Below are 16,936 nucleotides of genomic sequence, written 5' to 3'. Positions count from 1 at the left end.
CTACTTGTTATTTTGTTTTACCGATGCCTTGTATTCATTGTGCTGGGCATGTGCTTCTGCAATATCATATTCCAACTCAGGATCGATATTTTGTGCTTCTACTTTCCGCGCCTTTTCCATCAGTTCTTCATGGTGTGCCTGCAAATAGGCAAGCTGTTTTTTTCCATAGGAGAAACGGGTAAACAAAACAAAAAGCACCGGCACAATAAATATGGAAATGGTTGATGAGGCTATCATTCCGCCTAAAACAGTAACCCCGATCGTATTGCGGGATTCGGCACCGGCTCCCGTGGCTAATACCAGCGGCAATACGCCTAAAATGAAAGCGAGCGAGGTCATAATGATTGGTCGCAATCTTAGGCGCACAGCTTCCAATGTGGATTTTACCAGCTCTTCGCCCCTATCAACCCTGATCTTGGCAAACTCTACAATCAGGATGGCATTTTTTGCCGAAAGACCAATTAACGTGATAAGCCCTATCTGCGCGTAAACATTATTGGTGATAGTTGGCACCACGGTAAGCGCCAGGATAGCGCCAAATGCGCTAATCGGCACAGCCAGCATTACTGAAAAGGGTACCGACCAGCTTTCATACAATGCCGCCAGGAACAGGAATACAAACATGATGGAGAACATGAAAATGTACACCGTGGTCGATCCTGCCTTCAATTCCTCGTAACTCAGGCCCGAAAACTCGTAGGTGTATCCGCGTGGTAATGATTTGGCGGCTAATTGCTTCAAAGCTTCAATTGCCTGGCCGCTGCTGTATCCTGGCGGTATGGAACCATCCACTTCGGCCGAGCGAAAGATATTAAAGTGGGTAATCAACGGGGCAGCCACTATCGGCTTATAGCTAATAACCGCGCTTAAAGGAAGCATTTGGCCTGCCGAGTTGCGTACATAATATTTATTCATGTTGGAGATGAGCGCCCGGTAAGCAGTATCTGCCTGCACCACCACGTGATAGGTTCTATTGTATAATGTGAAGTTATTGACAAATAAACTACCCATATAGGCTTGCATGGTAGAGAAAACATCAGAAATATTGATGCCCAGCTTCTCGCATTTTTCCCTATCCACATTAAGCTGATAACTTGGTGTATGCGCCGAAAAATAGCTATAAGCCCCAGCCGTAGCGGGGGTAGCTTTTGCGGCCGCCACAAACTTTTTAACCACCTTTTCAAAAGTGTAGATATCATCTGTAGAGTTACCCTGTTCAATTTGCATGCTGAAGCCGGCAGCCTGGCCTATACCCCTGATGGGTGGCGGCTGCGCAACCACTACGTTGGCATTTTTGATACCCGCCTTTGCAATTTTTTGCTTAATCACGTTCATCAGCCCCGGCACCCTGGTATCCGGCGTTGTGCGATCGTCCCAGGGCGTAAGCATGCAAAACATAGAACCGTTGTTGGAATTGGCGCCACCGTTCAGGATGTTGAAACCCGAGATAGCTGTATAATGCAGGATACCTGGTGTTGAAGCCACAATTTTCATGAGCTTGTTCATCACATTAACCGATTGAATGGTTGACGAAGCTTCGGGCAGCTGGTAGGTTACATACAAACGACCACCATCTTCTGCCGGCACAAAGCCCGATGGTTTTACCATGAACAGCAAATAGGTCCCCACACAAATACAAACCAGCAGAACAACGATATACCGTGCGCCTTTGATGCTGCGGTGTACCCCGTTGGTATATTTGAAGGTTATCTTTTCGAATACCTGATTAAAGCCCCTGAAAAAACGATCGAGCCAGTTTGATTTATCAGTTACAGGCTTGGTAGGCTTTAATAATAAAGTACAAAGCGCCGGGGTTAATGATAAAGCTATAAATGCCGAAAGGATAACCGAAATAGCAATGGTGATGGCAAATTGCTGGTATAAACGCCCTACTATCCCCGGAATAAAACCTACCGGCACAAATACCGATGCCAGAATAAGTGCTATCGCGATAACCGGCGCCGAAATCTCCTTCATGGCATGGTAGGTAGCCTCTTTGGGCGACATGTGCTGCTCATCGATGTAGTGCTGCACCGCCTCAACTACAATAATAGCATCATCTACCACTATACCTATCGCCAGCACAAAACCAAACATGGTTAAGGTGTTAACGGTAAAACCCAGGGGGATAAAAAAGATAAAAGTAGCCAATATGGATACCGGGATGGCCAATATAGGAATAAGCGTAGAGCGCCAGTTTTGGAGGAAGAGGAACACTACGATAGCTACTAAAATAAGTGCTTTAATTAAAGTACCTATCACCTCCTGCATCGATACCTTTATTATGGTTACCGATTCAAAAGGCACCACGTAATCAACATCTTTAGGGAACGATTTTTTTAATTTGGCCAGGGCCGCGTACACATTTTCGGCAGTTTGCAGGGCGTTACTTCCCGGCGATTGATAGATCTGGATGGTGGATGCCCTGTTGCCATCCACAAAGGCATTACTGGAAAAAGTGAATTTACCCAGTTCAACCCTTGCCACATCTTTAAGGTGCACCAGCTGACTGGTGCCTGGGATGCTTTTCACAACTATGTTTTCATAGTCTTTTACCTTGTTGAGCATCCCATTCACCAAAATTCCGGTTTCATAGGTTTGTGAAGCATCCTGCGGAGGGGCGCCAACTGAACCCGCGGCAACATAAACGTTTTGGGCGTTTAAGGCAGCAGTTACATCGGCGGGTGTTAAACTATAGGATGCCATTTTATCGGGATTCATCCAGATCCTCATACTAAAATTATCTGTCCGCGCGCTTACATCGCCAACACCCGGAACACGCAGTATAGCATCCTGGATAAAAGTACTGGTGTAGTTATCCAAAAAGGTAATGTTATGGCTATGCTTTGGCGAATAAATAGCTACCAGCATCAACTGATCGGGGTTACTGGCCCGCACGGTTAGCCCCAATTTACTTACCACAGATGGCAGCAAGGGCGCGGCAATACCTACACGGTTTTGAACGTTGAGAGCAGCGATGTGTACGTTGGTGCCTATTTTAAAAGTTACCCTGATGCCCATGCTCCCGCTGTTGGTACTGGTGCTGGTCATGTACTCCATACCCGGTGTACCGTTTACCTGCTCCTCAATAGGTGTGGCTATATTTTGTTCCACGGTTTGGGCATCTGCACCGGTGTATGAGCCGTTTACCGATACGCTTGGCGGCGATATATTGGGGTACTGGTCAACCGCGAGGTTAACAAGGCAAATTACCCCAGCTATCATCAGCACCAGCGATATCACAATGGCAGTAACGGGCCGTTTTATAAATGTATTTGAAATCATCCTTAATTAGCTTTATGTAATGCACGGGATTTTTCAATCTCATATTCCAGTTCGGGATCGATGTTTTGAGCTTCCACCTTTTTAGCTTTCTCTGCCAGATCTTCTTTATGGGCCTGCAGGTATTCCAATTTCTCTTTACCGTATGAAAAGCGGGTGATCAGTACAAACAATACCGGCACAATGAAAATAGCCAGTGTTGATGCCGCTATCATACCACCTAATACAGTGAAACCTATAGTCCTGCGGGCTACCGCGCCTGCGCCTGTTGCCAGCACCAACGGCAGTACGCCCAGAACAAATGCAAGAGAGGTCATGATGATGGGCCTTAGACGGAGGCTTACCGCTTCAAGGGTTGATTTGATGAGCTCCTCGCCCATATCTACCCTTACTTTGGCAAACTCTACAATCAGGATGGCGTTTTTGGCCGCAAGCCCGATGAGCGTGATCAACCCGATTTGCGCGTACACGTTATTGGTTAAGCTTGGCACCAGTACCAATGCCAATATAGCTCCCATGGCCCCTATCGGTACAGCTAAAAGTACCGAGAATGGTACCGACCAGCTTTCATACAAGGCTGCCAAAAACAGGAATACAAAGGTGATGGAGAACAGGAAGATGTAAATTGTTGTTGAGCCTGCCTTGATCTCTTCATAGCTCAAGCCCGAAAACTCATAATCGTAGCCTTCAGGTAAAGTGCGCTTTGCCAATTCCTGCATGGCAGCAATGGCCTCACCACTGCTGTGCCCTTCGGCCGCCGCCCCGTCAACCTCGGCCGTGCGGAAAATATTAAAGTGTGAAATAAGCGGCGGCGCATCAACCGGTTTATAGCTCATCAGTGTACCCAGGGGCACCATCTCGCCGGCCTGGTTGCGCACATAGTATTTATCCATATTGGCAACCACTTTACGGAAAGCTGTATCTGCCTGTACCACTACGTGGAAGGTGCGGTTATAGGTGGTAAAATCGTTAATGTACAAGCTTCCCATGTAGGCTTGTATTGTTGTAAACACATCTGCCACGTTCACACCCAGCTTTTCACATTTTTCCCGATCAACCGTTAAACTATAATTGGGTGTATGCGAGGTATAAAAGGTGAAGGCTTTGGAGATCACCGGGTTTTTATTGGCCTCAGTCACAAATTTATCAACCACTTTTTGAAATTCCTGCAAATTATCTGTTGAGCTGCGCTGTTCTATCTGTAAGCTAAAACCCACAGTTGTACCAATACCCGGTAATGGCGAAGGTTGGATAACTTCTACATTGGCATCCCGTATCCCGGCGTCGGTAATCCGTTTTTGCAACTCGCCTATGATGCCCGGTACCTGTTCGGTTGTTTTACTGCGTTCATCCCAGGGGGCAAGCTGGCAATAAATGGTGCCGTTATTGGAGTTACTGGCGTTGGTTACCACGTTTAAGCCCGATAGCGCCGCGTAATGTGCCACGCCCGGTGTTGAGCCGATAACCTTCATCAGTTTCGACATCACCTCAACCGACCGCGCTGTGGAGGATGCAGGCGGTAATTGAAACGTAACATATAAATTGCCGTCATCCTCTGAAGGGATAAAGCCCGATGGTTTATGCTGGAACAAAAAGAACGTGGCTACGCAAATACACACCAGCAGGATCACGATAAAACGGGAGGCTTTGATGCTTTTTTTAACCCCCTCGGTATACCTGTCTGTTACCCGTTGAAACCAGCTGTTGAATTTGAAAAACAACTTGTTGATGCCCTTTGCATCCGCGTCAATATGCGATGGTTTTAATAACAGCGTACACAATGCCGGCGTTAATGATAAGGCAATAAACGCCGAAATTATTACCGAAATAGCTATAGTAATAGCAAACTGCTGGTATAAACGCCCGACAATGCCCGGAATAAAACCTACCGGGACAAACACTGCCGCCAGAATCAGCGCGATAGCGATTACCGGTGCAGATATATCTTTCATAGCCTGGTAGGTAGCTTCTTTGGCCGACATGCCTTCATGGTCAATGTAATGCTGCACTGCCTCCACCACAATAATGGCATCATCAACCACAATACCTATCGCCAGTACAAACCCAAACATGGTTAAGGTATTGATAGTAAAACCCAACGGTATAAAAAAGCAAAACGTACCAAAGATTGATACCGGGATAGCCAGTACAGGAATTAATGTAGACCGCCAGTTTTGCAGGAACAGGAATACCACCACGGCCACCAGGCCCAATGTTTTCAATAACGTCCCCACCACATCTTCCATAGAAACCTTAACAACTGTAACCGATTCAAACGGAACCCGGTATTGCACATCAGATGGAAAGTTTGTTTTTAATTTGGCAAGGGCAGCGTATACGCCATTGGCCGTTTCAAGCGCGTTGCTACCCGGTGCCTGGTAAATTTGAAGGTAGGATGCCTTATGCCCATCAACAAAGGAATTACTGGAGAAGGTGAATTTGCCCAATTCAACACGTGCAACATCTTTCAAATAAACCAGTTGCCCGGTAGCCGGGATGGTTTTTACAATCACCTTTTCAAATTCTGATACTTTGCTCAACCGCCCATTTACCAGGATACCCAGCTCATAGGTTTGGCTGGAAGCCTGGGGCGGAACACCTGCCGTACCCGCCGCCACCTGCACGTTTTGGGCATTAAGCGCGGCAATTACATCAGATGGGGTTAAACTGTAAGCGGCCATTTTATCCGGATTCATCCAGATGCGCATACTAAAATCATCCGTAAAGCGGTTAATGCTGCCTACGCCCGGCACACGCAATAGTGCGTCCTGTATAAATATATTGGTATAGTTATCTAAAAAGGTGATGTTGTGCGTGCCTTTAGGCGCGTAAATAGCCACCATCATGAGCATGCTTGGGTTTACAGCGCGTACGGTTAGCCCAAGCCTGCTTACTACGGCAGGCAACAACGGGGTAGCAATACTAACCCTGTTTTGAACATCAAGCGCGGCAACATCTATATCCGTACCCATTTTAAAGGTTACGTTCATGCTCATTTGCCCGTTATTGGTATTGTTGCTTTGCATGTATTCCATGCCCGGCGTTCCGTTCACCTGCTCTTCAATGGGCGTGGCTACGGTTTGTTCAACCGTTTGCGCGTCGGCACCGGTAAACTGGCCGTTAACCTGTACAATAGGCGGCGTAATATCGGGGTACTGATCTATCGGCAACATGAGGATGCTCACGGTACCGGTAATGATCAATACAATAGATATCACGATGGCCGTTACAGGTCTTTTTATAAAAGTATTAGCGATCATAGGATGTCTTCGTCTAAAATTTTTTGTTTGTGTTTTAACGTTACCACTAACGGGCTTTACCACCGGCAGATGGCCCTACCTTATTGGCAGTGGTTATTTTTGAGCCATCGTGCAGCAACTGCACGCCGTCAACAATAACACGTTCACCATCGTCGATACCACTTTTGATGATCATGTTGGGGCCAATGGTTTCGCCAACCTGTACCTTTTTCTGAAATGCCACCAGTTTTTTGATCTTGTTTTTGGCAGAATCGGCGCCGGCTTTAGGGTTATTCACCAGGCTATCTTTGGCGGTGTACACAAAGTATTCGCCCATTTGCTCAACAACCGCTTTGCCCGGCACCACTATTTGCGGCCCCGGCTCCTGGTTGTGTACCCGTACTACGCAACTCATGCCTACCCTTAACATCCCTTTAGGATTAGGGAACACCAGCCTTATAGTGATCGCTCCCGTTTGTGAGTTTACTGCCCTATCAATAACCGCTATTTTACCGTTCACAGGGTATAGCGAGTTATCTGCCAGTAAAATGGTAAAAAGCGAATCGGTTGGCTCATGCTTGCTTTGCTGCATGCGTTCAAATTTGGGCAACTGCTTTTCGTTGATCACAAAATCAACAGCCATTGGGTCATTAGTTGATATGGTATTTAGCACGGTAGTTCCTGCTGTAACCACATTACCCAATTTTACCTGGCTGAAGCCAATAGTACCATCAAAGGGGGCGTATACCTCCGCGTAGTTTAAATTGGTCTTAGCGGTTTTCACAGCCTGATCTGCCGATTTTACCTGGCTTTTAGCATTATCAAGGGTGATGATGGCATGGTCATAAAGCTGCTTGGCCACAGCGTTATATTTATTCAGATACTCATAGCGGTCGGCATCCTGCTGGGCTTGCAAAAGGGTGCCTTCAGTAACTTTACGATTGGCTACAGCGGCATCATAACTGTCCTGGTAAATCCGCCTGTCAATTTCATATAACTTTTGCCCTTTTTTCACCTCGGTTCCCTCGGTAAAAAATATGCCTGTAATAGCTCCTTGTACTTGAGGTAGCAAGGTTACCTGGCTAAGGGCCGCCGTTGTAGATGGGTACTTATCATAATACAAAACCCGTTGTGCTTTCACCTTATACAGGTTTACGGGTACTTCGTTATTTTCGGGCGGTTGCTTTTTTTTGCAGGCGGCAAAAATTACGATACTTATAAAAATGGTATTTAAAAATACGCGCTTCATGGAGTTTGTTTTTAGTATTAATAGGTGATATCTCCCATCGCTTTCTCCAGGTCAATTTTGCTTGATAGCAGTTGGAAAAGCGAGTTAGTGTAATTGATTTCGGCCGTGATCAGGTTTGATTCCGCAGTGATCACGTTAAGATAAGCTACTATGCCCTGCTTGTATTGCAGGTTTACAACGAAGTAAACACGCCGGGCCATAGCCACATTTTTGCGTTGAACATTAAAACTGAACAGGTTACTTTTGTAACCGGCCAGCCCCGTGGTATATTCCTTATACAGTTGCGATTTTAGGTCGACCTCATCCCAATGGATCATTTGCTCCTGTAATTGCGATTTGTGTACATTATGCACCCGCGCAAAACCCGTAAATATGGGGATGCTAAGCGATACACCTACAATGGAGCTGGGGTACGATTTTGATAGCAGGTTTGAAAAATTGTTATTAGCATATTGCAAGCTGTAATTAAAAAACCCAGACACCGTTGGCAGGTAAGCATACTTGTAATAATTGGTAAGCTGTTGCTGCAAATCCTTCCGGGTTTCAACCTGGCGGTACTCAATGCGCTTTTCATATTGTAGTTGCCGGGTGGTATCAATTTGGATATCGGCCATCATTTGGGCGGTATCGATACTTACATTAAAATCTTTTTCAGGTTCGTAGCCCATTAGCTGCTTTAATGCCACGTATTGAGGGATGATATTTTCATTGGCCTGCTTTAACTGGGCTGCAGAATTATTGAGGGTAATAGTGGCCTGTAGGTAATCGGTTTCGTCAACAATACCACCTTTGTATTGGTGATAGGTATCGCGCAGGTTTTTGCCAAGCCGGGCGGTATCTTCCTTTAAAACATTGATTTGCTGCAGGGTTAGCAACACATTATAAAACGATTTGCTCACCGCCGAAACCAGGTATATTTTGATGCTGTCGGTAACTTGCTGCGCCTGTTTTACTAATAAGGGCGCACTTTTGGCCGCATACAAAAGACTGGGGCTTAAAATGGCCTGCGATACTGCCAGCTCCGGGATAAAAGTATTGGTGAAGCTGCTACGAACCGTATTAGTAGAGCCGTTACCCGTGGTTGAGCCGGTATTGGTAGAAATATTTGCATTAGACTGCTGTATATAGTGTACAACATTGCCATTGGCGTTAACCTGCGGCAACCAGGCTGCTAGATTGATGCTGTTGGTAGTGTGAGCAATATCTACATTGATCAGGGCTTTGTTTAAAGCCGGCTGATGTACCAAAGCGTAATCAATACATTGTTTGAGTGTTAAATACTCCCCGCCGTTTTTTCCTGCATCGGTAGCGTTAGGCATTATGGGGAAACCGACCGTACTGGTGTCGGGTACATTTTCAGGTACAGGAAATTGCTTCTTCTTATTATTTTGCGCGGCAGCGGTTAATGATAAAGAAAGTAAGCCTGCAAATAAAAACGGACTTAAGCCATAAATATTTATTGGTATGCGCGTCATGGCAAAACAGGTTGATGTTATGATAAATGACGTTTAACAGTCATTCTGATTAAAATTTTTAAGAAGAAAATGAAATTTGAGAGCCTCGAGAATCTAATGGCCGGTAAAAGGCAATGAGATCGACGCGACATTTACTGAAGCCGTTAAGTAACCGATCAGCAAATTCAAAAGACGAGTAAACTCAAATCCTGAGCGTGCGCAGGTTGAGATAAGAAGAGGGCGTATGGGAATATACCGCAGCCAAAGTGCCATCCGGCCTTTTTGCAGGGATCAAAGCTGCGCCCCCAATAAGCAGGAACGCGAAAAACAGGACCAGGATCTTGGTCGGGGTTGTTAAATCCTTTCTACTTTCAAAAGAATAAAAGCTTCTTTGAAACTGAACCCGCGGTAAGTTGCTATTACTGTTTTTATGAAGAAAATCTATTGCAGATGACGAGTGCGGGGCCCTCGCATCATTTTGTCGCGGGAGGTAAGCAATATGAACCAAACCAATAACCTGGTATATCACTAAAAGCGATAGTACTATATATTGCTGTATGGTTTGCTTATACCTTTTCACTTTAGTTGCGTGATTTAACTAATGCAAAAATAGTCCATCGCGCTAAAATGTTTTGTAATGATTTGGATACATTATTTGGGCCTCGTGTTGGTAACGATGTACATGTAGAAAGTACCGTAGGGTTCAAATCCTGAGGCGTTTTTGACAGGTAGTGAAATTTGAAATAACGTTTCCATAATTCCAGCTATGCAAACGTTATTCCAATCATTTCGTTACTTCGCCGTTGTTATTACAATATTCCTGTAATCAATCGGCCCATGATCTCCCTGGATCAATATCGGGCCGGGCTCGCCTTCCTGGCTGTTTATCGCCCCGCCGGTTATGCCGGGGATTACCTGATCACAGATTACAGTTTTTCCGTTAGCTATAATGGTTATCATTCTGCCAACCAATGTAATATCATAATATTGCCACTCACCCGGATTTTTCGCCATCATTTTATTTGGCGGCAGGAAACCATAGATTGAGCTGAACTGGTTATTGATAGGCTCAGGGTCGCCACTTTTTGTATCGATGATCTGTAATTCATACCGGCCCCTTAGGTAAACGCCGCTGTTGCTTCCCTGCGGGTACCTAAATTCAATATGTAATTTAAAATCAGTAAAATTTCTATCTGTTATCAGGTTAGCTCCCGAATGAGGGCTTCTCAAAATCCCACCCTCCGCAATCCATTGATTCTTGCCGTCGGTATGCCACCCCTTAACATCTTTTCCATTAAACAATTTCACTGGCGCACCCCAAACCGGGCTTTTAGACCTGATAAGTAGTGGCGCACGGACGCCAGTGAATTCATAGGTCACGCCATCTGTATAAACCATGGTGCCTTTGATTTTATCGCCGCTAACTTCAAATTGAAAATCCATGTTCCTGTTCCCTTCTTCCCATTGCGGAGGAATAGAAAAACTATATTTACCATCATTAGGCTTAACTTCTGAAATAGGGCGTGCGCTTCCAAAAGCATACACAAAACGCCCAATCAGCGTATGGGTACCTGATTTTTGCACCTCTAACCAGGAAGGTAAACTTTTACCAGCTTTGCTGATAGTGAGATCCCACCGGCCAATCACATCGGGGTCTTTCGTTGGTTCTGTTTCACGAGCTGATACCTTAATTACAGAAAAAACAAATAAGAACAGGACAATTTGAATCTGAAAAAAACGGCAAATTGCCTTGTTGCTGAACATTGATAAGTTTTTCATATTTTATTTTAACATTTTTTTGTTCCAAACTCTCATATACACTTGCGATGACAGATTGAAAGGTACTTTTTTTATTTTTCTTTATCTAAAAAATTATCTGATTAGTACTTTCTATGACCTATATCCCACTGACATTAAAAATTCACGTTAGGATTGCTGGTAAATCAGCAAACAGCTCGACACATATTTGTTCTGTTTAGGCTTGCGCCGTTTAGAAGTTTGGGCACTTTGCTTTGCCAGCCCGGCAAATGACCAGCACGACTGGTTTTAGTTTTTATCGGCGTGACCTATGAAGTACCCAATGATCAATACGATAAGGAGCAGCGCCCAGTAGATATATTGCCGTGTTTGCAGGGCATTGATCTTTTTCTGAAGATTGCTGATCTCCGTTTGGTTAGCCAGCTTTTCATTTTGCAGCCGAAGGTTCTGTTGCTGCAATTTGGCGAGTGTACCACCAACTTCAACCGGCTTTTGCTGCGCTAACTGGTAGCGCCGGGTAAAGCCACCTTCTTTGAGGAATTTTTCTCCCTTAGGCTTTAAAATGAGTTTCTCAGGAAGTTCATAATCCCCATGTTTGCCCGATTCCGCAATCAGCCCTTCCCTAGTCAACGCCTGTACCATGGCAAAGGCAGAGGCTTCATCCTGATCAAAAAGTGCCAGCAATTGCACACGCGTAAGGCTGTCTGGTATGCCAAAGGCCTCCAGCAGGGTATCCAGCATTTCGCATTCATATTCGTTCAGGTCTGTCATTACCGCTAATTTAGCAATATCTCCTTTACTACTAAATAGATTCAGGATCTATTTAGTAGTATTTCAAAGCCAGGTTTAACGCCAACCGGCAGTATTTTTGAAAATCAGTCTGTTTTATTATTTTCTAACCAAAGCCTCGCCTTCAAAAACTACCCCCGGCCATCCATGAGCCATAAACTGCCTGATATTTTGATGATCCGTTGCCTGGGGATGAGCCAATACCGCCCGGTAATGTTCTGCAAATAAGTAAAGGGTATCTGCTGCACTTAAGTGATGAAGTTGGGCGAAAGTGAAAACCTTTGCGCTGCCTTGATTTTGCGTGGCCTCATTATAAACATTACCATTATTAAATGCCGTAGGTTGATGTTGGTAGTAAGTGTCTATAAACCCAATAACTTCATTAAACATCATTGAATTTTCTTTCAGGGCTTTAATTACATTAAGCAGTTGTTCTTCCATTTAGCATTTTTTTTGTCGAAAATAAAATTAAAAAGCCAATTCTCCATAAACCTAATGTTTTCGATTTACCAGGAATTTCCAGAGTCCTTGAATATTAACAGTGATACTTTTGATCTTCATTACCCTGAAACCTTTTAACAAATCGCCAATGTGCTAAAAAGTTTCCTGGCCAATTTTAAATCAAAAAGCTTGTTGCCCGTAATAATTTTCTTCTTTAAGCCTGGGATACAGTAATTTTTCCTTAAATTGTTCAATACTAAAAACTAAAACACAGATTTCATTTTATATAAGCGGAGCAATAAATATACGATGTAACTAATGTGCCACTTTTTTTGCAAACGTGAGAAATAAACCAGATCCGTTGCACCACAGGAATGGCTCAGAATCCGCGTTAAACGTTCCGGGTATAAGGAATGGATCAAGACTTGTGACCCTCAATTGTGGTAGTAAACTCAAAAATGGAACAGTTACCGTCTCCCTGGTAAAGCGCCCCCAGACTTAAATCAGATCAGACGTTAATTGTACGAGATATTAAAGAAATAAGCTGTTTATCTATAAACCGGAAAACAACAGCCAATGCCATTTAATAACAACGTCATGAGAATAATTACTATTAAGCTTATTATGAAGCTAACAGGAATTTCTTTTTTACTGATTTTTGCTTTGCAACTTGCTTCAAATGCCCAGGTAAAAACCGACTCTGGTAATGTTTACCCGCTTTCATTACAACAGGCTATCAATATCTCAAAAAGTAATAATAATTTGGTTAAAGCCGCTCAAAGTGAAGAAAGCGCCAGTTATTCCGATCTGAAGGATGCGAAGAATAATGCGTTTCCATCCATTTTTGCCGGTGCTAATTATCAGCGTTATACAAGTCTTACTTTATATCACGGACTTAACCCCGCTAAATCTGTACCCAAATACCCAACCTCCAATGGAGCCGATGCAAGTTTATCCGCTAATTTTAATCTTTATGCTGGCGGCCGTCAAAAAGCCTACGAAGCTGAGCAAAGTGGCAAAAAAGACCTCGCGACTGTAAATACACAGGAACAAACCGGCAATGTTGGTTTGCAGGTGGTATCTCAATACCTTGATATGGTAAGGTTAAATGACCAGAAGAGATTTATCAAAGAACAGGTGGTTCGCGCCGAAACCCGTTTAAGAAATATCACAGCCTTATATAACAACCAAAAAGTAACCCGGAGTGACGTGTTGCGTGCCGAACTGAATTTATCGGCCGTAAAGCTCAACCTTGAACAAGCTGAAAATGATTTGGAAATAGCCAATCAAAAATTAAACGTATTGCTCAGTTTATCCGACTCTACTAAAGTAGTTCCCCTGGATTCGGCTGCTATGCCAAAGCCGGCTACCGAAAGCTTAATACCCATAGTATTGGGCGCCTCAAAAGATGCCTACGCCATACTCAAAGCCAATGAGAATATCAAAATTCAGGATGCCAGGATCAGGGAGGTAAAAAGTGGCTTTTTTCCTACCTTGTCATTATATTCTGCTTACGGCATCAATTATCCTAATAATATATTCTACCCTCCTGTTGACCAGGCTTACTCAATTGGTTTTGTAGGAGTGCGGGTTCAGTACAATATATCATCCACTTACCAAAACAAGTACAAAAAAGCCGCGAGCCGTATCAGGTTGCAAGAGCTGCAATATATTAAGCAGAACATCAACGATAACGTACGCCAGGAGGCCGCGAGCTTGCTCATAAAATACAAGGAAGCGCTTAACCGCATTATCGTAACCGAAAAATCAATAGAACAGGCAAGGGTTAATTATAAAATAGTAAGCGCCAAGTATTTTAATCAGCTGGCCTTACTTACCGACCTGCTTGATGCCGACAATTTATACGAAGAAACACGCTATAACCTGGTACAGGCACAAACCAACGCACAGTTTATTTATTACAGGCTATTATATACATCAGGAAACTTGTAAAAACTCACCAATCCCAACAAAATTATATGTCATGGAAACTTCAGCAAATAAAAAGCGTCATCCGGGAAATTTAATTTTATCCATACTGGCTTTATTAGTTGTGATTGCAGCCGTTGTATACTTTATCAATTATTTTTTAACTGGGAGCAGGTATCTCGAGACGAATGATGCCCAGGTAGAATCATACATCAATCCGGTATCTGCAAGAGTAGGCGGCTTTATTAAAAGCGTTCGCTTCAATGAACACCAGTTAGTTAAAGCAGGCGATACCCTGGTAGTATTGGACGCCAGGGAATACCGTCAGCGTGTAATAGAAGCCGAAGCCGCAGTAGATGATGCTCATGCGCAACTTGGTGTGCTAACCGCAAGCATAGCATCGGCACAAACAAGTACATTGGTGAATAAGGATCAGATAGCCGGCGCAATGGCTCGCCTTGTATTGCAGCAAAAAGATATTAAACGCTATAAAACCCTGATGAAAGAAGAAGCCATTACCGGCGCCGATCTGGAATCTGTTCAATCACGCTATGACGTTTCTTTAAGCGATTATAGTGCCACTCAAAACAACCTTAAAACCAGTTATGCTAAAATAACCGAATTACAATCGCGTAAATCCCTGCTGGCTGCAGACTTAAAAAGAAAGACAGCTGAGCTGGAGCTTGCACGTATAAATTTAGATTATACGATCATCACTGCTCCTTATGCTGGTCGTTTAGGGCGTAAAACTATATTGGAAGGCCAGCAGATACAGCCCGGACAGCCGCTGGTATCCATAGTAAATGAAAAAGATAAATGGGTTACAGCCAACTTTAAGGAAACACAAGTATACGGCATGTACGTAGGGCAGCCGGTTGAAATAAGGATTGATGCTATTGATGATAAAGTTTATAAAGGTGAAATTGAAGCCATCTCCGCATCAACGGGCGCAAAATTCTCCCTACTGCCTCCTGATAATGCTACTGGCAACTTTGTAAAAATTGTTCAGCGCGTGCCCGTAAAAATCAGATTTATAGATACCAATGTAACACCTATAAAAGCGGGTATGAACGTTTTAGTGTCTGTTAAAAAGAAAACAATATGAACACGCCAACCTATTTTAAGCCCTGGCTGGCCAACTGGAACCTTGGGGTTATCATCGTATTGTTTATTATACTGCTTTCAGGAGTGGTACAGTTTGCAGCACTCGGCCTTAGCCAAAATTATGTCATCGCTTACTTAGGAGCACAACCAGAAGATATCACTTTTGCCATACAATTAACTTATATAGGCATTATAGTAACGTTGCCTGTGCAATTCAGGTTTTTAAGGTTCTTTGAAATAAGAAATTATCTTACTATAAATATATTTATTGGTATCATACTCAGCATTGTTTGTATGTATACTACCAATATCCCCCTGTTTTTTATCATCAGGTTTTTACAAGGTGTCATGATCTGTATACTCTCGGGTAGTATATTGGTTTTAATCCCCAACTTTTTAAAACCAGAATATCGCCAGGCTGTAGGGCCAACCGTTTTTTATGGTACAGTGTTAAGCAGCAGTGTGCTAATTGGCATTGTGGCTGCCAATATATCACTCAATGCCGATTTTAAAATCATATATAATTACCTCATCATATTCCAGGTGTTTGTTTTAATTTTGATAAGAGTAGTATTGAACGCAAAATCCAATATTAAACCTTACCCTTTATATCAAATAGACTGGACAGGTGTGGTGTTTTTTATTACCGGTGCAGTAGCTTTTGCTTACACCATTATTTACGGGTCAAAGTACTATTGGTTTTCGGACCCTCGAATTAATCTTTCTGCTTTTATTACAGTAATAGCCTCCATAGCTTACCTTGTACGCGAATCGATAGTAAAAAGGCCACATGCCGATATCACTGTTTTTAAATATAGAAATTTTTGGATAGGGTTAATACTCCTTGCCATATACTATGGATCAAAAGAAACTATAAATATCATTTTTGGTTATACTGCTTCTGTATTGCAATGGAGTCCAATTGAAGTGGCCTTACTGGGTTTAAGTAATATTGCAGGCTTGATAATATTCATGGTAATTTCGGCAGTCATTCTGGTGCGTCACAAAAATACGGCTATGTATTTTTTAATGGCTGGTTTTGGCATGTTACTATTATACCAGTTATGGATGTACTTTATATTTACACCCGACTTATCATTTTTAGATCTGGTGTTGCCAATGTTTTTCCAGGGCGCAGCTTCAGGATTGTTATTTGTGCCTATTATGATATTTACATTGAGTTCAATACCTGTTACAGCCGGTGTAACCGGGCTTGCAGCTGCCGCTTTTACCCGTTTTGCTTCCTTACTTAATGCAGGTGCAGGTTTTTATAACATCCAGCTTTACTACAACCAGCTATATAAAGAAAGTTTTTTAAACCACTTAACGGGTGTTGACCTGCAGGTATCTGAAAGACTGGCAGCTTTCAAACAGCTATTCCTGTCAAAAGGATTTAGTGCCGATCAGGCGGCTGCAGCCGCTAATATATCATTAGCCAAAGCGTTAGCCATCCAAAGCCAGCTCTTAACCAACCGGGCCTCTTTCATGTTTATTGCGATAATAGTAGCAATAATACTGGTACTGGTAGTGCTGGTATTTATATATCAAACATATACTAAAAGGAACCAGATGAACCTTGCGGTTTAATATAAGGGGAGTGAGATAATACTATTATTTATTACAATTGACCAATCATTCTGATTGCAAGGATCAAGCTTTATGCGGCAAGATTAATGTCCCCTGAATTGCAC

General features: G+C 43.3%; 11 protein-coding genes. 3 read left to right on the top strand and 8 right to left on the bottom strand.

Annotation, left to right across the window (positions count from 1 at the left end):
• The 8 genes from Q0R88_RS02575 to Q0R88_RS02540 all read right to left on the bottom strand — a co-directional run bounded on the left by Q0R88_RS02575 (window position 1) and on the right by Q0R88_RS02540 (window position 12,212).
• Window positions 1-3,285, bottom strand: coding sequence for an efflux RND transporter permease subunit (locus Q0R88_RS02575; RefSeq protein ID WP_295711855.1), 3,285 nt, complete (start codon window positions 3,283-3,285; stop codon window positions 1-3).
• Between the two features lie 2 nt (window positions 3,286-3,287).
• Window positions 3,288-6,542, bottom strand: a complete 3,255-nt coding sequence (locus Q0R88_RS02570; RefSeq protein ID WP_295711853.1) for an efflux RND transporter permease subunit — start codon at window positions 6,540-6,542, stop codon at window positions 3,288-3,290.
• 46 nt (window positions 6,543-6,588) lie between these two features.
• Complete coding sequence (locus Q0R88_RS02565; RefSeq protein WP_295711851.1) at window positions 6,589-7,770, bottom strand: efflux RND transporter periplasmic adaptor subunit; 1,182 nt, start codon at window positions 7,768-7,770, stop codon at window positions 6,589-6,591.
• A 17-nt stretch (window positions 7,771-7,787) separates the two neighbouring features.
• Entirely contained in the window at window positions 7,788-9,245 is a 1,458-nt protein-coding gene (locus Q0R88_RS02560) for a TolC family protein (protein WP_295711849.1), read from the bottom strand.
• Window positions 9,246-9,426: 181 nt separating this feature from the next.
• Entirely contained in the window at window positions 9,427-9,804 is a 378-nt protein-coding gene (locus Q0R88_RS02555; protein WP_295711847.1) for a hypothetical protein, read from the bottom strand.
• Window positions 9,805-10,016: 212 nt separating this feature from the next.
• On the bottom strand, window positions 10,017-11,003 hold the full coding sequence (locus Q0R88_RS02550; RefSeq protein ID WP_295711845.1) for a DUF1080 domain-containing protein: 987 nt from the start codon (window positions 11,001-11,003) through the stop codon (window positions 10,017-10,019).
• 267 nt (window positions 11,004-11,270) lie between these two features.
• Complete coding sequence (locus Q0R88_RS02545) at window positions 11,271-11,753, bottom strand: hypothetical protein (RefSeq protein WP_295711843.1); 483 nt, start codon at window positions 11,751-11,753, stop codon at window positions 11,271-11,273.
• A gap of 117 nt (window positions 11,754-11,870) precedes the next feature.
• A complete protein-coding gene (locus Q0R88_RS02540; protein WP_295711842.1) occupies window positions 11,871-12,212 on the bottom strand; it encodes a HopJ type III effector protein in 342 nt (113 codons plus the stop codon).
• 597 nt (window positions 12,213-12,809) lie between these two features.
• Here Q0R88_RS02540 and Q0R88_RS02535 point away from each other — a divergent pair.
• Genes Q0R88_RS02535 through Q0R88_RS02525 form a run of 3 tightly spaced genes read left to right on the top strand, consistent with a single transcriptional unit; the run spans window position 12,810 to window position 16,832 of the window.
• The gene (locus tag Q0R88_RS02535) at window positions 12,810-14,165 is read left to right on the top strand and encodes a TolC family protein (protein WP_295711840.1); all 1,356 of its coding nucleotides are present in this window, start codon (window positions 12,810-12,812) and stop codon (window positions 14,163-14,165) included.
• Window positions 14,166-14,196: 31 nt separating this feature from the next.
• Window positions 14,197-15,246: an HlyD family secretion protein gene (locus tag Q0R88_RS02530; protein WP_295711839.1), complete on the top strand. Its 1,050-nt coding sequence runs from the start codon at window positions 14,197-14,199 to the stop codon at window positions 15,244-15,246.
• Entirely contained in the window at window positions 15,243-16,832 is a 1,590-nt protein-coding gene (locus Q0R88_RS02525; RefSeq protein ID WP_295711837.1) for a hypothetical protein, read from the top strand. The genes Q0R88_RS02530 and Q0R88_RS02525 overlap by 4 nt, the downstream gene beginning before the upstream one ends.
• Window positions 16,833-16,936: the final 104 nt, after the last annotated feature.

Origin of the sequence: Mucilaginibacter sp. (assembly GCF_025362475.1) — a bacterium.
Classification (GTDB): Bacteria; Bacteroidota; Bacteroidia; order Sphingobacteriales; family Sphingobacteriaceae; genus Mucilaginibacter.
The sequence above is the reverse complement of the archived record's forward strand: the minus strand, read 5'-3'. Positions and strand labels throughout refer to the sequence as shown.